This window comes from Sporosarcina saromensis, assembly GCF_033253735.1.
Classification (GTDB): Bacteria; Bacillota; Bacilli; order Bacillales_A; family Planococcaceae; genus Sporosarcina; species Sporosarcina saromensis.
The window spans coordinates 213871-235090 of the sequence record NZ_JAUBDI010000002.1; the positions used below are offsets into that span (position 1 = coordinate 213871).

The 21220-nt window shown below is 42.0% G+C and carries 26 protein-coding genes; 3 read left to right on the top strand and 23 right to left on the bottom strand.

Features of this window, described 5'->3' with window-relative positions; translation table 11 throughout:
* Window positions 1-27: 27 nt before the first annotated feature.
* On the bottom strand, window positions 28-1071 hold the full coding sequence (gene gpr, locus QT711_RS03880) for a GPR endopeptidase (RefSeq protein WP_317942199.1): 1044 nt from the start codon (window positions 1069-1071) through the stop codon (window positions 28-30).
* A 167-nt stretch (window positions 1072-1238) separates the two neighbouring features.
* Between gpr and rpsT the strand changes: the two genes are divergently transcribed.
* Complete coding sequence (rpsT, locus tag QT711_RS03885) at window positions 1239-1490, top strand: 30S ribosomal protein S20 (protein ID WP_317942200.1); 252 nt, start codon at window positions 1239-1241, stop codon at window positions 1488-1490.
* 45 nt (window positions 1491-1535) lie between these two features.
* Here rpsT and holA read toward each other — a convergent pair whose 3' ends face one another.
* Window positions 1536-2555: a DNA polymerase III subunit delta gene (gene holA, locus QT711_RS03890; protein ID WP_317942201.1), complete on the bottom strand. Its 1020-nt coding sequence runs from the start codon at window positions 2553-2555 to the stop codon at window positions 1536-1538.
* A 158-nt stretch (window positions 2556-2713) separates the two neighbouring features.
* Between holA and QT711_RS03895 the strand changes: the two genes are divergently transcribed.
* On the top strand, window positions 2714-2848 hold the full coding sequence (locus QT711_RS03895) for a YqzM family protein (RefSeq protein ID WP_317942202.1): 135 nt from the start codon (window positions 2714-2716) through the stop codon (window positions 2846-2848).
* 58 nt (window positions 2849-2906) lie between these two features.
* On the opposite strand, the gene QT711_RS03900 is transcribed toward QT711_RS03895, so the two are convergent.
* The 11 genes from QT711_RS03900 to QT711_RS03950 are packed head-to-tail and all read right to left on the bottom strand — an operon-like array spanning window position 2907 to window position 11512.
* Window positions 2907-5198, bottom strand: a complete 2292-nt coding sequence (locus QT711_RS03900) for a DNA internalization-related competence protein ComEC/Rec2 (protein ID WP_317942203.1) — start codon at window positions 5196-5198, stop codon at window positions 2907-2909.
* A complete protein-coding gene (locus QT711_RS03905) occupies window positions 5195-5758 on the bottom strand; it encodes a ComE operon protein 2 (RefSeq protein ID WP_317942204.1) in 564 nt (187 codons plus the stop codon). Before QT711_RS03905 ends, QT711_RS03900 begins: the two co-directional genes overlap by 4 nt.
* Window positions 5759-5775: 17 nt before the next feature.
* Window positions 5776-6507, bottom strand: coding sequence for a helix-hairpin-helix domain-containing protein (locus QT711_RS03910; protein WP_317942205.1), 732 nt, complete (start codon window positions 6505-6507; stop codon window positions 5776-5778).
* A gap of 15 nt (window positions 6508-6522) precedes the next feature.
* A complete protein-coding gene (locus tag QT711_RS03915; RefSeq protein ID WP_317942206.1) occupies window positions 6523-7263 on the bottom strand; it encodes a class I SAM-dependent DNA methyltransferase in 741 nt (246 codons plus the stop codon).
* Window positions 7260-7604, bottom strand: coding sequence for a ribosome silencing factor (rsfS, locus tag QT711_RS03920; RefSeq protein ID WP_317942207.1), 345 nt, complete (start codon window positions 7602-7604; stop codon window positions 7260-7262). Before rsfS ends, QT711_RS03915 begins: the two co-directional genes overlap by 4 nt.
* 4 nt (window positions 7605-7608) lie before the next feature.
* A complete protein-coding gene (gene yqeK / locus QT711_RS03925; RefSeq protein ID WP_317942208.1) occupies window positions 7609-8187 on the bottom strand; it encodes a bis(5'-nucleosyl)-tetraphosphatase (symmetrical) YqeK in 579 nt (192 codons plus the stop codon).
* Entirely contained in the window at window positions 8156-8749 is a 594-nt protein-coding gene (locus tag QT711_RS03930) for a nicotinate-nucleotide adenylyltransferase (RefSeq protein WP_317942209.1), read from the bottom strand. Before QT711_RS03930 ends, yqeK begins: the two co-directional genes overlap by 32 nt.
* Before the next feature lie 12 nt (window positions 8750-8761).
* Window positions 8762-9049 (bottom strand): ribosome assembly RNA-binding protein YhbY, encoded by a 288-nt coding sequence (gene yhbY / locus QT711_RS03935; RefSeq protein WP_317942210.1) that lies wholly within the window; start codon window positions 9047-9049, stop codon window positions 8762-8764.
* A complete protein-coding gene (aroE, locus tag QT711_RS03940; protein ID WP_317942211.1) occupies window positions 9050-9880 on the bottom strand; it encodes a shikimate dehydrogenase in 831 nt (276 codons plus the stop codon).
* A gap of 13 nt (window positions 9881-9893) precedes the next feature.
* Complete coding sequence (gene yqeH / locus QT711_RS03945; protein ID WP_317942212.1) at window positions 9894-11009, bottom strand: ribosome biogenesis GTPase YqeH; 1116 nt, start codon at window positions 11007-11009, stop codon at window positions 9894-9896.
* On the bottom strand, window positions 10997-11512 hold the full coding sequence (locus QT711_RS03950; RefSeq protein ID WP_317942213.1) for a YqeG family HAD IIIA-type phosphatase: 516 nt from the start codon (window positions 11510-11512) through the stop codon (window positions 10997-10999). Before QT711_RS03950 ends, yqeH begins: the two co-directional genes overlap by 13 nt.
* A gap of 167 nt (window positions 11513-11679) precedes the next feature.
* Here QT711_RS03950 and sigK point away from each other — a divergent pair, with 167 nt between their 5' ends.
* Window positions 11680-12381: an RNA polymerase sporulation sigma factor SigK gene (gene sigK / locus QT711_RS03955; protein WP_317942214.1), complete on the top strand. Its 702-nt coding sequence runs from the start codon at window positions 11680-11682 to the stop codon at window positions 12379-12381.
* A 263-nt stretch (window positions 12382-12644) separates the two neighbouring features.
* Here the strand turns inward: sigK and mtnN are convergent, their stop codons facing one another.
* The 10 genes from mtnN to alaS form a co-directional block, all read right to left on the bottom strand.
* The gene (mtnN, locus tag QT711_RS03960; protein ID WP_317942215.1) at window positions 12645-13337 is read right to left on the bottom strand and encodes a 5'-methylthioadenosine/S-adenosylhomocysteine nucleosidase; all 693 of its coding nucleotides are present in this window, start codon (window positions 13335-13337) and stop codon (window positions 12645-12647) included.
* A 39-nt stretch (window positions 13338-13376) separates the two neighbouring features.
* Window positions 13377-14075, bottom strand: a complete 699-nt coding sequence (locus tag QT711_RS03965) for a YrrS family protein (RefSeq protein ID WP_317942216.1) — start codon at window positions 14073-14075, stop codon at window positions 13377-13379.
* Window positions 14076-14145: 70 nt separating this feature from the next.
* Window positions 14146-14622 carry a transcription elongation factor GreA gene (gene greA / locus QT711_RS03970; protein ID WP_317942217.1) on the bottom strand — a complete coding sequence of 159 codons (477 nt, stop codon included), beginning with the start codon at window positions 14620-14622 and terminating at the stop codon, window positions 14146-14148.
* A gap of 101 nt (window positions 14623-14723) precedes the next feature.
* A complete protein-coding gene (gene udk, locus QT711_RS03975) occupies window positions 14724-15362 on the bottom strand; it encodes a uridine kinase (protein ID WP_317942218.1) in 639 nt (212 codons plus the stop codon).
* A gap of 31 nt (window positions 15363-15393) precedes the next feature.
* Window positions 15394-16056, bottom strand: coding sequence for an O-methyltransferase (locus tag QT711_RS03980; RefSeq protein ID WP_317942219.1), 663 nt, complete (start codon window positions 16054-16056; stop codon window positions 15394-15396).
* Window positions 16057-16067: 11 nt separating this feature from the next.
* Window positions 16068-17186: an endolytic transglycosylase MltG gene (mltG, locus tag QT711_RS03985; RefSeq protein ID WP_317942220.1), complete on the bottom strand. Its 1119-nt coding sequence runs from the start codon at window positions 17184-17186 to the stop codon at window positions 16068-16070.
* A gap of 113 nt (window positions 17187-17299) precedes the next feature.
* Window positions 17300-17593, bottom strand: a complete 294-nt coding sequence (locus tag QT711_RS03990) for a DUF1292 domain-containing protein (protein WP_317942221.1) — start codon at window positions 17591-17593, stop codon at window positions 17300-17302.
* Between the two features lie 13 nt (window positions 17594-17606).
* Entirely contained in the window at window positions 17607-18023 is a 417-nt protein-coding gene (ruvX, locus tag QT711_RS03995; protein ID WP_317942222.1) for a Holliday junction resolvase RuvX, read from the bottom strand.
* On the bottom strand, window positions 18020-18292 hold the full coding sequence (locus QT711_RS04000) for an IreB family regulatory phosphoprotein (RefSeq protein ID WP_317942329.1): 273 nt from the start codon (window positions 18290-18292) through the stop codon (window positions 18020-18022). The genes ruvX and QT711_RS04000 overlap by 4 nt, the downstream gene beginning before the upstream one ends.
* Window positions 18293-18373: 81 nt before the next feature.
* A complete protein-coding gene (alaS, locus tag QT711_RS04005; RefSeq protein WP_317942223.1) occupies window positions 18374-21007 on the bottom strand; it encodes an alanine--tRNA ligase in 2634 nt (877 codons plus the stop codon).
* Window positions 21008-21220: the final 213 nt, after the last annotated feature.

Consider the following 21220-nt stretch of genomic DNA (forward strand, 5'->3'; position numbering starts at 1 on the left):
CTAAAACTATATGCTTGAAGAAGGAGGTCAATGACTCGTTTTTATCGTTTCCATCCAATCCGTAACAGCAGTCGCAAGTAAGTCTGCATATTGATATGCCCATGAGTCGATTTCTTTTGGGGAGATGAACGTATTCAACTCATGGTTTGCCAAAACTTCTTCAAACAATTGAACGCGTTCTTCGTGTGGCCAAGCTGTCCAATCTCCAAAAATGGGTACCAATGTCGATTGATCTGCATTTTTATTTTCACTACGTAGCCAAGGAGAAACAGACAAGCGAGAAGAAGGGCTATTTTCTTCTTCAATTTTTGTTGCAATGTAATTGAATAACGTATTGATGGCATCTGCGATTAACACAGGTCCATCTACGACTGTCGGAATGCCAATTGCGATTACAGGCACCCCTAATGTTTCACGGGATACCTCTTTTCTGCTATTCCCTACTCCCGATCCTGGATGGATTCCCGTATCCGTTAGTTGAATGGTTTTACATAATCTCGAACTGTCTCGGGCGGCTAACGCATCCACAACAATTAAAAGGTCCGGTTTTATTTCCGTAACGATTGCATTGACAAAATGGGCTGTCTCAAGACCCGTTTGGATTGTGACACCTGGCGCATAGACATAAAGTTCACTTCCCTCATCTGAATAGTAGTGAGGAACGATTTCTTTCATACGGTCCATTGTCAATGGCCCGACTGCATCCGGTGTCACTTCACGATTGCCAAGACCAATCAATAATATTTTCCCGCTTTGCAAGTTCGGAATGTGCGCTGTCATTTCAGCCAACTTCGTTTTTAATACGTTCGTCAACTCCTCCAATCCATCTGTGTCAGATGGAGTTAAAGTGGGACATGTCAACGTCAAGTATTTTCCTGCCTTTTTCCCAATACGTTTCTCACCTTCAGCATCTATCGTTACAGACGTAACAATGACTCTACCCTTTCTTTGCTCATCGAATAACACGCCGTTGGATTTTTTTAATGTTTCTTTTTCTTGCTCAGTCCGATGGCGTACCATCTCTTCGTGTTCTACTAACAAGTCCGTACGAAAAAAATTCAACTTTTCCATTGTCATCACCTCATGATGCAGTTTGCACGTTGTGTCAAGGAAATATTCTTTGCATATTTTTATTGCGTTCTTGCGCTCATTTTGCTAAAATGTTAATGTTGTATAGAGATATCCGGATGGTAATTATGGAAACACTCTTGCCTTACCTGAAATTGGAGGTGAATGGAATGCCAAACATTAAAGGTGCTATTAAGCGCGTTAAACAAAGTGCTGCTGCAAATGAGCAAAACTCACAAATTAAAGCTGCTATGCGTACTGCTGTACGTAAAGCTGACACTGCGATCGTCAATAAAGAAGAGAACGCTACTGATCTTTTGAAAGACGCAGTTAAAAAATTGGACACAGCTGCTCGTAAAGGTCTAATCCACAAAAACACAGCTGCTCGTCAAAAAGCACGTCTTACAAAAAAGGCGCTATAAGAGAAAAGGCTGTACCTTGTTAACATGGACAAGGTACAGCCTTTTTCATTCGCCTCGCATTGGATCCATAAAGAAAATTTCCAACACTCTCTCCCTCTTCCCACCAGTTGATTTTAATTGATGGTCAATATGGGCGAGTCGCTCTAAAATTCGTAACAACCGTTGCATCGATGGAATCCGTCGATTTTCCATAATCAATTTTACGCGATAAGGATGCACATTCAACGTTTTCGCGATTTGTTGTTGGTGATACCCTTTTTTTACCAGTGACGACACATGAATCATCAAACGGATTTGTCCCGCTATAAGTGAAGTCAACATGATTGGTTCCTCACCGTTTCGTAAGAGGTCATGGTAGATTTTGATCGTTTCAGGTACATTTCCTGTCATATAAGCATCCGTCAATCTGAATACATCCATTTCGGGTTGACGAGGGACGAGCATTTCAACAATTTGCCCAGTAACTTCTCCATCACCGTCCATGTACATCGCAATCTTTGCAATTTCTGACGATAACGCGAGCAAACTATCTCCTGCCATCGTAACAAGCAACTGCGCAATTTCTCCGCTAATTGTAATTCCTCTACTCGCTGCTTCCTGTTGAACCCAAGTCGTTAGATCTCGACCAGTTAACGGAGATGTTTCGACAACGACTGCTTTTTGTTGGAACAGTTTCGTAATTTTTTTTCGACCGTCCAATTTTTCATAAGGGGCAACAAACACCACGACAGCGGTAGGCGAAGGATTTTCCAGCCATTGCTCTAACAATGAAACATTATGTACAATTTTCTCTTTTGATTTATCAGCAGCTTTTAAAAATGTTGCATGGTTGGCGATAATAAGCTTTCGTTCTTCTAGAAACGGCAGCGTGTCCGCCTCTTCAATGACAGCTTCTATCGGCGTCTCCTCTAAATCAAAACGAATCACCGTTGCTGCGTCAATATCAGGCATCGCTTTGATAAGCCGTTGGATCGTTGTATCAATCAACTGTTGTTCGATTCCCGTAAGCAAATAGACCGGTTCGATGTTACCGTTACTGATTTTTTTCCAAATTGCATTGACCACAAATTTCCCCTCCAGTCTAAAGCTGTTTTCATTATACAGCACGTTCCCCTAACTATGAACACTTTGTGTCGTTTGTCATAAAGTCTTACGAATAAATCGTTACATATAGATTTTTTAGTCATTATCATCTATACTATATAGGAATTGGAGGTGTAGCAATGAATGAGTTTGAACATGACGTACAGTCAAAACGCAATGATTTAATTGATTCTGGTGTCGGCTTTGTTGTCGCATTCGTAGCTTTTTCTGCAATTTTCGTTATTGCTACAGTTATCGACTTCGTCGCACAATAATTGTACGATGAATAGACGGTCTGTTTAGTCCTTAATTGAACTAGACAAGACCGTCTTATCAATTTCTTGTAGTTGAAATGACATACTTCCCCTTATTTACCGAAATTGTAATCGATCCATCTTCAGCAGTTGAATACGACTTCACGTTATACTTGTGAAGAGTCTCCATCACTTCTTCATGCGGATGGCCGTAGCGATTGTCCTTCCCATACGACAAGATGGCTACTGTCGGTCGTATTATTTCGATGAAAGCATCTGAACTCGATGTCCGGCTGCCATGATGACCCGCTTTTAAGAAGACTTCCCCCCAATTGATATGTCGGTAGTCCCGAATGAGCTTACTTTCCCCGTCACGTTCCAAATCACCAGTAAAAAGAAAATTCGGCCCTGTTGTTTGCATGAACAAAACAAGCGAACTATCATTTCCTTTATAAATTCCTTCATCTGGTGCGAGGTAAGTGAAAGAGATTGACGAGTTAGACCACGTAGCCCCTTCAGATACGGTTAACACCGGTATTTGCTTCGCTCTCGCCAGTTCCAATACTTCTTTCATCGTCTCTTCCTTCTCAGTATGCGGCGCAATATGAATTTCCACCACTTCAATTTCTTCTATTATTTCATCCGCAGCTTCCATATGATCACTATCTGCATGCGTAAGGATTAGCTTATCTATCTTCGTAATACCTTTTCCTTTTAAATAAGGAAGAACAATTCTTCTACCCACTTCGAACTCTTTTTCAGGCGTCCTCCAATCTTTTTCACCCCACCTGACGACTCCTCCCGTATCCACCACATATACACCTTTACGATTCGGTAATTCGATAACAATTGCATCCCCTTGTCCGACATCTACATAAGTTACGCGTAACGTCGAATCCAAATAAGGCGTAAACTGTATACATAATGCTGGGACAAGTAGGAAAAGTGAAGCATAGAATAGATTTCTCCTCTGTTCTATTTTGATGAAAAAGACCAAGCTACCGATCAGTGCCATCGTTACAAATAGAGGATGAGGTTTACCAGGAGTCCATAATTGAAAAGGAAGCGAAGCGAAGAAGAAAGTAGCTTCTTCTACCAAAACTCTAAAGGGTGTATACAATGTAAAACTAATTGAAGCAAGGACTGGCGCAATATAAGTTAACACAAGTAACAAAATATTCGCTGGTAAAATAATCGTCGCATACAACGGTACATAAAGTAGATTCACGAAGAAAGAAGACAAAGACAGTTCATAAAAATGCACCAACAAAATTGGATATAATGCAATTTGTGTAATCGCCGTAACAAAAAAAGCTACTACTATTGGTGACTGTGCCCTCGATAAGAGCGTACTGGAGTAAACGAGGGAAAAAGCAGCCACATAGGACATTTGAAATCCAGGCTGGAAGACGACATACGGTTGCCAACTAATAAAAAGGATGGCACTAAGGGCTAATGCATCGTCTGTCTTCATCTTCATTTTTCCAGTAGCTGTTAATAATACAAGCATCGTGACCAATACCGCCCGCCATACAGAAGGTGCGCCTCCTGCAAGCACAGCGTACAGAGGTAAAAGGATAACGAGCAACGTATCGACGGTTTCCATTCTGATATTCATTCGAATGAGCAAAACGCGTATAAGGTATGTCAACAATCCTACATGAAGTCCAGAGATCGCAAATAAATGGGTAATGCCTAATGTACGATAGGTCGCTGCCAGTTCGTCTGACATCCCACTGCGATCACCTATTAATAACGCTTTCGCCTCAGTTTGCAATTCATCTGGAAATAGTCGTTCAATACGCTGTTGCACCGACCATCGATGTGCACTTAGCGATGAATACAAACCGTTTGCATGTCGGACCTCTACCAACATATCTGATTCAAACAAATTAACAGCACCATTCATTCGTAAGTATGAAGCCATTTGAAATGAATACGGATGTGGACTCTCTGGAATTTCTTTGAAAGTCCCTGCTAGTTTCATTTGTAAAGATGGAATATGCATAGACTGAAATTGCTCTTTCTCACGTTCACTTTCAAGCCGATAAATAACATAGACGACGTCACCAGTTTGGGTTTTCGCAAACCCTTTAAGTGAACCGCCATCGACTTTCACTTTGTCCGTCCATCGAATATCAATCACGTCATCAACGAATTCATTGGAAAAAGGTATTTGTGTAGAGAAAAAAGTATAAGAAATAATTGCCGTAGCCAATGCAATAATGGGGGTCAGATAATCTTGTTTTCTACGAAGAAAGATGGGGATAAGAAGGAGATTAAGTGCCAGTAAATGAACCTGACCGTACACAGCAAATGCCGATACGGTCAACGGTATCATCACATAGATCAGACGTATTTGACCGATCATTTTCCAAATAAGTCATCCATCCTTTGTCTGAATGGAACAAGTTCTTCATGCGGAGTGCCAACGCTCTCCATTTTTGAAAGCAAGTCATGCATGAGCTCTATTTTTAAATCCTTCGTGAAGTCCACTTCCCTTTCGTCAAAAGGAATGTGCTTTACTTCGACGCCTGATTGTTCAAAAAGCGTTATCGCATAAGCATCATTTTTGTAATCAGTTGCATAATTGACCTTCTTTATGCCTGACTGGATGATCGCTTTTGAGCATTGCAAGCACGGAAAATGTGTGACATATAACGTCGCACCTTCCACAGGACTCCCGTACTTGGAACATTGCAATAATGCATTCATTTCAGCATGGATGGTGCGGACGCAATGGTTGTCCACAACATAACATCCATTGTCGATGCAATGATCTCCACCTGAAATCGAGCCATTATAACCGCCTGCAATTATCCGGTTATCTCGAACGATTGTTGCACCTACAGCAAGCCTAGTACATGTGCTTCTGACTGCTAGTAAATGGCATTGCGCCATGAAAAACTGATCCCATGTAATTCGCTCCATATGTATGCCTCCAAACATTAGTTCACTGAGATGTAAGCTTTCAACTTATCGAATGTTTTCTGTCCAATTCCAGACACTTCCATAATTGCATCTACTGTTTGAAACGGTCCATGTTCCTCTCGATATTCAAGAATCGCAGTCGCTTTCGAGGGACCAATCCCCGGTATCGTCATCAGCTCTTGCATATTCGCAAGATTAATATTTACCGTAGACTCATCAACAGCAGTTTCTTCTTCGTGTTGGCCGAGCAGCCCAACAGATGCCAGTGGCTCAACTTCCTCGCCTTCTCTTGGAACATAGATGAAAAATTCATCATGAACCTTCATCGCGTGATTCAGCATCTTTGTTTGCGCATCAGGTAAATAACCGCCCGCCGCGTTAATTGCATCGATAAGACGGTCGCCCTCCAACAAGGAGTATACACCTGGATATTTTACGGCACCACGAATATCCACAACGATTGGAGCTGGTTCACTCAATACCGTTGGGAGTGGATCATCAGCGGGTAGTTCAGCCGCTATTGTCGGTTCTTCATCAATTACATTCATAACAGGAGATTTTCCGCTGACAATTGCAGATGTATTGTCATTTTGCTCTCGGGGGAAGAACAAGAATACGGATAGGATTGTGATTGCTGCAATAGGGGTAATGATTATGCGCCATTTTTTAGAGAGCTTCGTAAAAAACAGTGCAGTCACCCTTTCTACGAGGCATTCACATGGAGTCTTCCTCACTATAAATGATTTCACAGAAAATTGAAAGTGTTATTTGCGCACTTGAAAAAATATTCTTTCGCTTTCCTCATGTGGTGGCTCATCTTCCCAGTCAGAAAAAATCCGTTCAATGTGAAAACCTACATCAGCTAGCATTTCTGCATAACGATTGACTGGGAAAGTGCGTTGTGTATGACGCTCGTCAAAACGGCGATACAGTCCGCTACCTTCTTTAACGAAAAAAGCAAGCTCCGAATAGACGGAGTATGCTTCTTCCCCTTCTTCTGTTTCCCATATGTACGCAATCTTTTCATTATCAAACGTAAATGGACCTTCCAGGAAAATTGTATCCATTTTAAAAGTAGAATGGACATCAAACAACAAGGTGCCGCCGTTTTTTAACACTGAGTAGATGCCTTTGAACGTTTGGAGTACCTCTTCTTCGGTACACACATAATTTAATGAATCGATTGCAATCACTGCTGCGTCAAAGCTAGGATTCCCAGCAATTTGTTGCATCGGCAGTTGATTGAATTCGATAGATAGCGAGGAATCAATCGCCCGATTGCGAGCAACTTCAAGCATGTCGTTTGAAAGGTCGATGCCCGTGACTTCCGCACCCTTTTGCGCAAGCTTCACTGACAGCAACCCTGTTCCACAACCGACATCCAATACCTTTTTTCCATTTAGTCTGCCAATTGCTAATTCAAGCAGTTCAACATAGTCATCGTACGGAATATCGGTCATTAATTCGTCATAGACCGTCGCAAATTCCTTATATGCTGCTGTCATTGCATTTCATCCAATTGTAATAACGGCGCGTCTCCCCACAATTTTTCAAGGTTGTAATAGCCACGCTCATCTTTATGGAATACATGAACGACTACATCCCCAAGATCAACAAGGACCCATCGTCCGTTGTCCAACCCTTCCATTCTTCTCACTTCATAGTTGTGCTCAGCAGCTTTATCGACTACTTCTCTTGCGATTGCTTGCACTTGTCGTTCAGAGTTTGCATGGCAAATGATGAATTGGTCTGCAATTAATGAGATTCCTTCCATATTTAGAACGACGATTTCTTGTGCTTTCTTATCATCTACCGCTTTATAAGCTGTTTCGAGTAATGTTGGCATATTTTCACGATTCCTTTCGTAGTTGCGTTTTTTGTACATGTTCATTATAACATTCAAGCGAGTCCGGAAAAACTGCCACATGGTTGTCCAGTAAGTATTTAATGGAATGTGACACGCAATCCCGCATCACTCGGTCTAGAGATTTACCTTCTAGGGTACGTAATTGTTCAATACCAGGAAACGCTCTGCCCGGTTCGATTAAATCGGCTACATAGACAATCTTCTCAATGGGAGACATTCCCGCTCTTCCCGTCGTGTGATATCGGATGGCGTTAAGAACATCTTCATCGGACACATTGAACGTTTTTTCTGCAATAATTCGGCCAGCTGCAGCGTGCCATAACTCGTGATGGAAAGTGAGGAGACGCACATCTTCGCCATGCTTTTCAATCAGTGTGCGCATTTCTGCTGGTTCCATGAATTTTGCGATATCATGAAACAACGCAGCTAGTTCGACACGTATTTCATCCACATCATAATGGCGCGCTAACTTCTTGGCAGTGGCAGCCACTCGTAATACATGCTCATATCTTTTCTGAGGTAGTCTACGTTCAAGTTCTTCTTTTAGCAGTTGTACTTCCATACAGACCCTCCTGTCGAATATACGATATGACCGGATCCGGTACTAGAAATTGAATAGACTGTCCCGCTTCCGTCCTTTTTCTAATCATCGTAGAAGAAAGATCGATTGATGGGATATCTATGAACTCAACTGGAATGACTGATTGTTCACCTGAAGAGCCCGGCCGTTGGACACCTACAAACGTGACCAACTTACATAGCGCTTCGATTTGAAACCACTGTGGCAGTATGTCGATCATGTCTCCACCAATGATGAAATAAAAATCCGTTTCAGGTTCCACTTCTTTTAAAGCTCTCATCGTATCATAGGTGTACGAAACACCACCACGGTCAATTTCAAATGAAGATTCCATTAACCCATCCGCGCCTTCAACGGCAAGCTGTACCATCCGCAACCGTTGTGCTGGTGTTGCATCGGTTGGATTGTGTTTATGAGGAGGAATTGCAGTAGGCATGAGACGCACTTCATCTAATCCAAGTACTTGTTTCACTTCATTTGCAATGATTAAATGTCCTATATGTGGCGGATTAAACGTACCTCCCAATAGTCCAACTTTTCTCATCGACAGTCCCTCTTATGGCAAAACAATCCGTTTTTTTTCTTTTGATTCTTTATACAGCACAAGAATTTTTCCAATCACTTGCGCAACATCAATACCTGCTTCTTCAAGTCTTTCAGCAATTTCACTTTTATCTTCTTCGCAATTTTGCAAAATGCTCACTTTAATCAATTCACGTGCTTCTAACGCTTCCTCAATCTGCTTAATGATTGGTTCAGTCAGACCACCTTTCCCAATTTGAAAGATCGGTTGAAGGTGATGTGCTTCACTTCTAAGGTAACTTTTTTGCTTGCCTGTTAACATTTAATTTCCTCCAAGTTTTTCTGAGATTGTTTGAATCATTGTTGTTGTGTCCGGGTAAATACCCGTCCATAATTCGAATGCCAATGCACCTTGGTGAACAAACATGCCAATGCCATTCACCGTACGCCCGCCACTTATACGTGCTTGATGAAGGAATTCAGTTTCTAATGGATTGTAAATAATATCTGCTACAATCGTATCTTTATGAATACCAGTAGGATTTAACGGCATACCGGACTGTGCATAATTCATCCCAACAGATGTAGTTTGCACGAGTAATGAATATTGATTGACCATCGCTTCCGCTTCTTCAATTGAAAGTACAGTAGCATCGGGGTACTTGCCTTGCAACTGTTCTGCCTTTTCCACAGTACGATTTGTAAATGTCAATGATCTGCATCCCGCTTCATGTAAAGCGAAGGCGATACCACTGGCCGCTCCACCTGCCCCAATCATTAAGATTGATCGATTGATCACTTCTCCTGGATAAACCTCTTCAAGCGATCTGTAAAAACCACGACCATCTGTATTTGTCCCGTACAAAGTCCCATCTTCCATCACGCAAACCGTATTCACAGCATTCATTTGTTTTACCGCTTCATCCACTTCATCTAAGAACGGAATGATTGCTGTCTTATGTGGCACAGTAACATTCCAGCCACTACAGCCAAGTTGTTTTAAACTTGCTACAGTTTTCTCCAAATCCTCCGACTTTACCCGAACCGGAATATAGGATGCATCAATTCCATTCTCCTTGAACCACGCATCATGCATGGCTGGTGACATGGATTGCGCAATTGGGTCACCAATGACTGCGTACCATTTTTTCATGTTGTGCCCCTCCTTAAATGAGTGAAGGTCGTAGTACAACATTCACGCCACGTGGGGCATGTACTGCCACGACGACACCTGGATGTTGGATGGTGATCCAGCCTAATCCGGATATTACAACGTCCATTTTGGAATTCTTAATGGAAAATTCATGCCTGACGAGTGGAGGCAATTTTTCAACTGATTCACCAGTTGGCGGTGCAAGCATTCCACCACGATGCGAAGCATACAACGCATCGGCATTTTCCAGTTTCGTCCGATGGATCGTTAATTCATTTGAAACATGAATGGTGAACGACGAACGATCACCTGCCATAAAATCAAATCTTGCTAACCCACCAATAAATAACGTTTGTTGTGCGTTTAACTGAAACACTTTCGGCTTCAGTTCTTTTTTCGGTGTAATCGCCTTTAAATCTTTAGCGTCTAGATGATGTGCGATTTGATGCTCATTGATAATACCTGGCGTATCATAGATTGCTTTCCCGTCATCCATCGGGATTTCAACAAGGTCAAGCGTTGTACCCGGGAAGTGCGAAGTCGTAATGACTTCTCCCATGCCGGTAGCATTTTTAATGATGCGGTTAATGAACGTCGATTTTCCAACATTTGTACAACCGACGACATATACATCTTTGCCTTTACGGTAATGGTCGATTGCAGCCATCGCCTCTTCCATTCCATGTCCTTTATGGGCAGAAATAAGCAAAACATCAACCGGCTTTAATCCAAGCTTTGCAGCTTCCGCCTTCATCCAATTAATGAGACGATTGCGATTGACGGACTTTGGCAGTACATCTGATTTGTTACCAATGAGTAAAATATCTTTTTGGCCAACAAAACGTTGCAACCCATTAATCCAACTTCCATTAAAATCAAAAATGTCGATGACTTTAATAACTAAGCCTTGTTTTTCACCAATTCCATTCAGAATCGCTAAAAAATCATCACCTGATAATGAAACAGGTTGTAACTCATTGTAATTTCTTAATCGAAAGCATCTACGACAGATGACTTCCTCTTTCTCCAAAGAAGCGGCAGGTGCATACCCTTCTTTTTTGGGGTCGTCTGTTTGTATTTCAATTCCACACCCAATACATGTAATTGGTTCCAATGTTATTCCTCCCATTCAATCAGTCCCGAACGTTTCAGCTTGGCCATGATTCTTCTTTCAATTTTGCGATTGAATTTCGTGAAAAATCCATCGGAACTAGCTACAGGCACAACAAGTATCGTATGCACACCGAAACGGTTGCCACCTAACACGTCCGTCATGAGCTGATCACCGACCATCACGACTTCTTCCCTTTTCAGTCCCATAAGCGCAAGCGCTTTTTTAAACGATCTACGTAAAGGTTTACGTGCGTCAAAGATGAATGGTGTTCCTAAAGGATCACAAAACGCCTTCACGCGCAATTCATTATTATTCGAGAGAATTGTCACCTTTAAACCAGCCTGCTCCATCATTCGGACCCATTCAATAATTTCAGGTGTAGCTTCAGCACGGTCCCATTCAACAAGCGTATTATCCAAGTCAGTGATGATTCCTTTAATACCTTTTTCCAGTAATGTATCCGGTGAAATTTGAAAGATGCTTTTTACATATTCATCCGGTAAAAAGTTTTTATACAAAATATCCACTCCGTTAGTTCACTTTTTCAAATTAATTATAGCATAACATACGCCTAAAGTAGGTGTTGCAGTTATTCGAACCCTTCATACATAACGTTTCTTCAACATCGAATTAAAACAAGCCATCTACGCATATGCTGTCATAGAACGACACAGGAGGTGGACTGATGAGCGGGTTTGTTATGGCACTCGTCCAACTGTGGGTCGAAATCCCAGCAATGGTAGGATACATTCGGGGGCAGGCATTCCGTAGACCACTGTCACAAGCAGAAGAAGCGGATTGTTTGAAACGATTGGCAGAAGGTGATGAAAGTGCACGAGATGAGCTCATTGAAAGAAACATGCGCCTCGTTGCTCACGTCGTAAAAAAATTCCATCCAAAACACGAACAACTTGATGATTACATTTCGATCGGTACAATCGGGCTTATGAAAGCGGTCAACAGTTTTACATTGGACCGAAAGACCAAACTGGCAACATATGCAGCCCGTTGCATCGAAAACGAAATACTTATGTACTTGCGCACACAAAAGAAAGTGCAAAAAGATGTCTCGCTATTTGACCCGATTGGTACTGATAAGGATGGCCAATCTTTACAAATCGCAGACTTATTGCAAACTGACGAAGAAGCGCCAATTGAAACGGTGCAACAAAAGGAACAAAAAGAAAGGCTATATCGACATCTTGGCAAATTGGATAGTCGAGAGTTAGAAATTATCCAACGGCGATACGGTTTGTTAGATGACAAACCAATGACCCAAAAAGAGATTGCAGAGCAACTGAACATTTCAAGAAGTTATGTTTCACGCATTGAAAAGCGGGCGATCGTTCGATTATATCAACTGTTTAAGCACGAATACAATGAGTGAACGTTTCTTCAGTCATCCGTTGCTCACAATAAGTCATTGAAAAGGCGTTTCCAACCACAGGGTACGGCCCTGTGAAAGGAAACGCCTCTTGTTACGTTTATAAACTACCTCTGTTTGTAAAAGAAATCAGTTTGCACTAACCTCGCGCATGATGACTACCGCAATCACAGTCGATGCAAAAAATACACCTGCCATTAGATAAAACATCGATGATCCCCTCCTTTAAACGAAATAATACCTGTTTGTATCATATCATAAAGCCCTTACAATTTCGATAGGACATGCATGACAATTTCCGAAGAATGCTTAGCAGCCAACGGAAGGAATTCATCGAAACTGATGGACGCTTCTTGCCCAGCAATATCAGACAGTGCACGGATGACAACAAACGGTGTTCCGAATTGGTGACAAACTTGAGCCACTGCAGCAGCTTCCATTTCAGCAGCAATCATCGTCGGGAATTGTTTTTTCACAAGTTGTACGCGAGAGGGGTCGCTCATAAACACATCTCCAGATGCAATAAGACCTGTAGCGTGTCGATGTTCACCAATCTCTTCAACCGCTTCCTTTGCAAGTGCAATCAACTTGTCATCCGAACGGAATGCATTTGGCATACCTGGCACTTGTCCAATTTCATAACCAAAAGCTGTGACATCCACATCATGGTGCCGCACTTCATCGGAAATCACAACTGCTCCGACTTCCAGATCCTCTTTAAATCCTCCTGCTGAACCTGTGTTCAAGATAGCCTCAGGAGCGTAGTTCTGAATAAGTAATGTCGTTGCAACCGCTGCATTCACTTTCCCAATGCCGCTTTTCACAAGAATTACCTCGTGACTGCCGACACTTCCTTCAATGAATTCACAGCCAGCAATCGTAGTTGTTGTAGCCGCATCAATTTTCCCTCTTAACAATTCCACTTCTTGTTCCATTGCACCAATTATTGCGATTTTCATGTTGTTTACCCTCCGTGTCAGCGGACAATTTCCACTTAATTAATAGTCAAAATCTAAAGTTGTTAGTTTGTCCATCTTTACAGGCTTCCACCCTGCTCCATCGATCCATTCCAAATAGACACGGTACTTTTGTTGCTTGTCTTTTGTTGAAACAATTCCAATCGATTTTTGAGGGCTTCCACCGTTTTTGATTTTCCAATAAATTAACTCATTTTCCGGAATGCCAGTCGCATACGCAATGGCCTTCTTTTTCTCATTCCAGTCAACTGAATTACCATCGTATTTGGAAGTATGCGCACCAGATTGCTCGGTCCCAATTGGTTCCCATGCAGTATTGACAACCGTTTCTTCAATAATTGCATCGTCGTTAGGTACGATCGTTACAGAACCAGCTTCCGTATCCTGCTCTTCTTCTTTACTTCCGGTTGCGTCCTCTTCATCCTCTAGTGCCGAGTCCTCTGACGTTCCATCTGTTTCATCGTCCTCGTCCTGTCTGGATGTCTCATCGTCTGCTTCAGCACCTTCGTCCGTACTTGAATCATTCGTTTGCTTGTCAGTAGTAACTTCTTCAGATGCCTGATCGTCTTTTTTCCCTTTATTTTTACCACCTGTTATAAGAGTAGCTCCAACGATGAGTATGAGTACGACCACGATGCCAATCATTATGTTGAGGAAACGATTACTTTTGTTGTGACGTTTTTTTCGGTTAATCCGAGAAAAATCTTCATGTTCATTCATTTTCTATTCCCCCTGATCATCCTTGCATCTAATGAAGAATGGCCACCATATAGACGGCGGCCACTTTCAATTACTTGATTTCGACAATTACAACCGACATTTCTCCGCCTGGTGTGATGATTTTCACTTCGTCACCTTTGCTTCGGCCTAGTAACCCTTTTGCGATTGGTGAATCGTTAGAAATTAAGCCTTCAATTGGGTTTGCTTCAGCTGATCCGACGATTGTATACGTCTCTTCATCCCCATCTGGGAGTTCCTTAAATGTAACCGTTTTCCCTAGTTGCACTTCATCGTTGTTCAATTCATCTTCTGTAATGATAACAGCATTACGGATCATCGATTCCAAAGAAGAAATTTTCCCTTCAACAAACGCCTGATCTTCTTTCGCAGAATCATACTCTGAGTTCTCAGAAAGGTCACCGTAACTACGTGCGATTTTGATACGTTCTACTACTTCTTTTCGTTTAACCGTTTTTAGAAACTCAAGTTCTTCTTCTAATTTCTTTTTCCCTGAAACTGTCATTGGATATTTTTTTTCTGATACCATCATACAACACTCCTCATATTCCTGTTCATAAAAACACTATGCCGCTCCTTCAAGAGGTATGCGACATAGGATTATTTATATTGAATTCTGACTACATCATATTACAATTTCGTTCCATATTCAAGAATTGTTTTTATTTTCGTGACCATTAAATCGATTGCTACTTCATTTTGGCCGCCTTCAGGGATGATGATGTCCGCATATCTTTTCGTCGGTTCGATGAATTGATTATGCATCGGACGGACGACTGATAAATATTGCTCGATGACTGAATCGATTGTTCTTCCACGGTCTTGAATATCCCTCATAAGGCGTCTAATAATGCGTAAATCTGCATCCGTATCGACGAAAAGCTTAATGTCCATCAACTCACGAAGTCGTTCATCCTCAAGGACAAGGATCCCTTCCAGAATAATGACGTCCTTCGGTTCAATTGGTATGATGTCTTCTGCTCTCGTATGCAGCGCATAATCGTACACCGGCTTTTGAATGGGTTGTCGCTGCAATAACATCTCTACATGTTCAATTAATAAATCAGTGTCAAACGCGAGCGGATGATCATAATTCGTCAGCAATCGCTCTTCGAATTCTAAATGCGATTGATCCTTATAATAATAATCTTGTTCGATGACTACGACCGAATGCTCTTTGAACACATTATAAATTCGATTCGTGACGCTCGTTTTACCAGATCCGGAACCACCGGCAATTCCAATGACAAGCGGTTTACTTGAATTCATTCACTATCCCCCTAGCACATAGAGGCACGCCTCAGTTGCTCTTTTTTACTGCAATAAGTATTCCATCACCGACAGGTAACAATGATGTTTCGTAGGCAGGGTGTTTCATAACCCATGCTGTAAATTCTTTCAAATTTCGGATCATCGTTCGATTACGCTTTGGTACATCCTCATCGGGTAATAGAACGGCACCGTGCATGAACATATTATCACAATAAATAATTCCACCCGGCCGCACAAACTCAGAATACTTTTCAAAGAAACGTTTATACTGCCCCTTCGCTGCATCAATAAATAACGCATCAAATGATTCATCAAGAATTCCTTGCGTTTCCAATTCCAACGCGTCGCCTTCAATAATCCGTATGCGATTGCCGAATTCACTTCTCGCAATAAAATCTAACGCCTTCTCGTACCGTTCCTGGTCGCGTTCGATTGTTACAACGGATGCACCATGCAAAGCAGAAACCATACGGATAGCAGAATATCCTATTGCGCTTCCAATTTCAAGTATTTGCTTCGGCTGTTGTATGCGGAGCAAACCAAGAAATGTATTCATTCCACTAGGATCCATGATTGGAATGTAATATTTTTGTGCGTAATTCTCCATTTCTTTAATAAGAGGGTCTACCGTTTCCGTAAAGCTTGCCAAGTAACTTTCATAATCAGTCACTGCATCGCCACGTCCAATCATTCTAAATATAGTTAATCAATGTATTTCGCTCTGTTCTTCAAGTGCTCATCGTACGTCTTGGCAAAGTGGTTATTCCCCTCAGCGTCTGCTAGAAAATAGAAATAGTCAGTGATGGACGGATCCACAACCGCCTCAATAGATGATTTCCCTGCATTGGCAATTGGACCAGGAGGAAGCCCAGTATTTACATACGTATTATAAGGATCTTGTATTTTCAAGTCCTCAAATAGAACTCGATCCTTATGCTCGCCTAACGCATAAAGAACAGTCGGATCTGTCTGAAGTGGCATATTTTCTTTCATCCGATTGTAAAACACACTTGCAATTGTTTCACGATCCGTTTTCGCTGTCGCTTCCCGCTCAAGCAAACTGGCAAATGTCAGCAACCAATGAACGGTTTTCTCATTCTCTTGCAAATAAGCAAAATACGGGGTCAGGTTGGCTGAAGTTGCATCGAGCATCGTTGTGACAACTGTCTCAACAGATGGTTTCTCTTCGTAGAATGGATAAGTCGCTGGATACAAATAGCCCTCCAATGGATATTTCACGTTTTCCGCTAAAATTTCATCGGATAAGATATTTGGATACTTATTCATCAAGTCTGCGATAATATTTTTATCATTGACGTAATCAAGAAAAGCTTGTTCTTTAACACCAGTACGTTTTTCGACAACCTTTGCGATCTGATCCAGTGTTAATCCCTCAGGCACAGTCATTGTAAATACCGGCGTCCGGTACACTTTACCCGTTTTCAAACTTTCAATTAACTCATCTAACGTCATTGCTTTTGTTAAGCCATAAGATCCGGCTTGGAATTGGGATTCGTTATTAAATTTTGCATAGTACTTGAAAATCTTTGCATCTTTAATAATCCCCTTTTTTTCAAGAGTTTGTGCAATTGAAGTGAGACCTGATCCTATCGGTATTTCAACTTCAATGACTTCTTCAGAATTGGGATCTACTGGTTGCAAGGCTTCTGTTATGTATTTATACATGGCGCGGCCACTTAGAAGCCCAACAATCAGTAGTACGATTGCTACAACAAATACAATTCGTCTAACGATTTTCACTTCTTTTTTTTGCTCCAGCATCTTTTCAAACATCTGATCTTTTTTCGTCCCTTTATCCACTTTGCTTCACCTCATTTCAAACAATCTTGCTGTCTAGTAGAAAGAAATCGTTTACTTTTTTGCACCGAAAAAAACGGAATGGCTTGCACCATTCCGTACGTGCACATTATCAATTACTCTTCGTCTTCATCTTCCTCAGCTAGGAAGGTATTCAACATTTCTTCGATCATATCCCATTCTTCATCCGTTTCAATCGGTAACAATTCACCGTCTTCATTGTCTTCAGAAGGAATAAATGCAGATGCATGGATTTCAACTTCTTCATCGTCGTTCTCATCTTCACCTAAAATATGATAGAGAACATATGACTTCCCGAAATCTTCCGATTCAAATGTGAAAATCACTTCACAAACGTGCTCTTCGCCGTGCTCATCTACTACTGTCATTGTTTCTTGTCCATGTTCCATTTCATTCACCTCATCAATTTTTTGAGTCAAGATACCCTTGTAGTATCATGACAGCCGCCATCTTATCGATGACTGACTTGCGTTTTTTCCTGCTGACATCCGCTTCAATTAACATCCGTTCCGCTGCCATCGTCGTCAGACGCTCGTCCCAAAGAATGACAGGCAAATTAAACGTCTCTTTTAACAGCTCCGCAAATTTTTCAGATGCTTCTCCTCTAGGTCCAACGGTATTGTTCATGTTTTTCGGAAAACCTACTACGAAACATGTAACAACGTGTTCTTTAACGAGTTGTTGAATTCTTTCGATGCCAAATTGGCCGGCACTCTCATCGATTTTTATCGTTTCGATACCTTGGGCTGTCCACCCGAGCGCATCGCTAATTGCAATGCCGACCGTTTTTGAACCTACATCCAATCCCATTGTTCTCAATTCGATTTACCTCTGTTTTCACGAATGTAAAACTTGACCAATTCCTCAAGAATTTCGTCTCTTTCCAGCTTCCTGATTAGATTCCGAGCTTCGTAGTGACGAGGAATGTAAGCCGGGTCGCCGGAAAGAAGATAACCGACGATTTGGTTAATGGGATTATAACCTTTGTCTTCCAGCGCAGTATGCACATGAAGCATGACCTGTTTCACTTCTTGTTCCATCGATTCTTCAGGAAAGTTGAATTTCATCGTCTTGTCGTATGAATTCATAGTCGACACCCCGCTTTCCAATCGTCCGTTTACAAATCGGATACCTTTCCCAATTTCTCTATACCCGACATCCATTTCCGCTTAAACGGATTTGACATAATCATACACGGATTGAAGTGCTTCATCAAGTTTGGAAGCATCTTTTGCTCCAGCCATTGCCATATCGGGACGACCGCCGCCCTTTCCATCACAAATCGTTGCTACATGATTGACGATTTTTCCAGCATGGAAGTTCCCATTTTTCAAGTCTTCTGTTACACCTGCTGCTAACAAAACTTTGTCGTTTGCAGCGGCACCGAGTACAATAATTCCTTTTGCAACTTTTTGTTTCAGCTCATCAATCATTTGGCGCAACGCTTGATTATCTTTGACGTCCACTTTCGCAGAGATGACCGTTACATCGTCCACTTGTTGCGCAGAAGAAAGAATGTCCGTCAGCTGGCTATTTCCTAATTTAGCAGAAAGGGATTCATTTTCACGTTGGATCTCTTTCATCTCTGCCAATGTGGAAGAAAGTTTGTTGACGATTTCTTTCGGGTTTGATTTTAACAGAGCTGCCGCTTCTCCTAGGTACGCTTCCTCTTCTTTAAAGGATTTGTAGGCATTTTTACCTGTCAACGCTTCAATTCTTCTCGTCCCAGCGCCAATTCCACTTTCTGATTCAATCTTGAAAAGTCCAATGGAAGAAGTTGCAGGTACGTGACAACCTCCACAAAGCTCCAAAGAGAAGTCTCCCACAGTGACCACACGGACGACATCGCCATACTTTTCACCGAACAATGCCATTGCACCCATTTGCTTTGCCTCTTCAATTGGCTTTTGAGCAATCTCAACAGGAATATCATCCCATATCTTTTCGTTAACAATTGCTTCAATTCTTTCCAACTCTTCCTTCGTCACTTGTCCGAAGTGAGAAAAGTCAAAACGGAGTCGATCTGGACCTACGTATGAACCTGCTTGGTTGACATGGTCCCCAAGTACGATTTTCAATGCTTTATGGAGCAAATGTGTTGCTGTGTGATTTTTAATAATTTGTTGACGTGAAACAGCATCCACTTCAGCCAAGACGTTTGCATCCACGCTCACTTCTCCTGAACGAACAATGGCATTATGCAAATGCTGACCGTTTGGTGCTTTTTTAACATCTTTCACATCGACGATGAACGCTTCTCCCGAAATCGTACCGGTATCTGCAATCTGTCCACCACTTTCAGCATAAAACGGGGTACGATCCAGCATGAATTGGATTTCATCACCTTCAGAAGCATGTGCAACCATTTCACCATTATGCAACAATGCGATGATTTGTGCTTCAGTCGTCAATTGATCATACCCAACAAACTCACTAGCAGCATGAATATTACTCAGTACTTCTGATTGGACATGCATCGAATCGACGTCAACCCGAGCCGCTCTCGCACGCTTTCGTTGACTGTCCATTTCTTCATCAAAACCTGCTCGATCGACCGTCACGCCTGCTTCTTCAGCAAACTCTTCTGTCAGTTCAAACGGAAAACCGTACGTATCATACAGTCTAAACGCATCTGCGCCTGAAACGATTGCTTGACCTGATGACTTTGCTTTGTCAATGATCCCGTTTAAAATCGTTAATCCTTCGTTTAGCGTCTCATGGAAGCGTTCTTCCTCATTCTTAATGACTTTCATGATGAACGCTTCTTTCTCGGTCACTTGTGGATAGAAATCTTCCATGATCGCACCGACAACTGGTACTAACTCAAACATGAAAGGCTTGTGAATACCAATCTGTTTTGCAAAACGCACCGCTCGACGCAATAGTCGTCGAAGGACATATCCACGCCCTTCGTTGGATGGTAGCGCTCCATCTCCAATCGCAAATGCTACTGTACGGATATGGTCTGCGATGACTTTAAAAGCAGTGTCTTTGTTTGCATCTTGTCCATATGATTCACCTGATACCTTTTCCACTGCATGGATAATCGGCATGAACAGATCTGTGTCGAAATTGGTTGGCACGTTTTGAATAACAGAAGCCATTCGCTCCAATCCCATTCCTGTATCAATGTTCTTCTTAGGGAGCGGCGTGTACGTATGATCTGGGTTATGGTTAAATTCAGAGAAGACTAAGTTCCAGATTTCCAAATACCGTTCGTTCTCCCCGCCTGGATATAATTCAGGATCTGAAAAATCATCTCCATATGCCGGACCACGGTCGTAGAATATTTCTGAGTTTGGACCACTTGGGCCTTCCCCAATATCCCAGAAATTCCCTTCCAATCGTATGATTCGTTGTTCAGGAATACCGATTTCATCTCGCCAAATAGCGTAGGCTTCTTCGTCTTCCGGATGGACTGTTACCGATAACAGTTCAGGATTAAAGCCGATCCATTTTTCGTTTGTGAGAAAATCCCATGCACGATGTATCGCTTCTTTCTTGAAATAATCACCAATCGAAAAGTTTCCTAACATCTCGAAAAACGTATGGTGACGAGCAGTTTTCCCTACATTTTCAATATCATTCGTTCGGATGGATTTTTGTGCATTGACAATTCGAGGGTTCGTCGGCACAACACGTCCATCAAAATACTTTTTAAGCGTTGCCACACCGCTGTTAATCCAAAGGAGTGAAGGGTCATCAATCGGCACAAGTGGAGCTGATGGTTCTACATCGTGACCAAATTCTTTAAAGTAATCAAGGAACATTTTACGAATTTCTGCTGCAGTCAATTGTTTCATGTGTAAGCCTCCTGTTCTATATGCACGAATTCGGTAGAGCGTCATGCCGTTTGGCAATAAAAAAATCCCCGCCCCTGTACAAGGGACGAAGACTTTTCGTGGTACCACCCTAATTTACCGGTTAGACCGGTATCTCAAGAAGCCATAACGCGGCTAACGGCAAGGATTAGTTGCACTCAGGAGTAGCTTTCCGACAATTACCATGAGAATCCT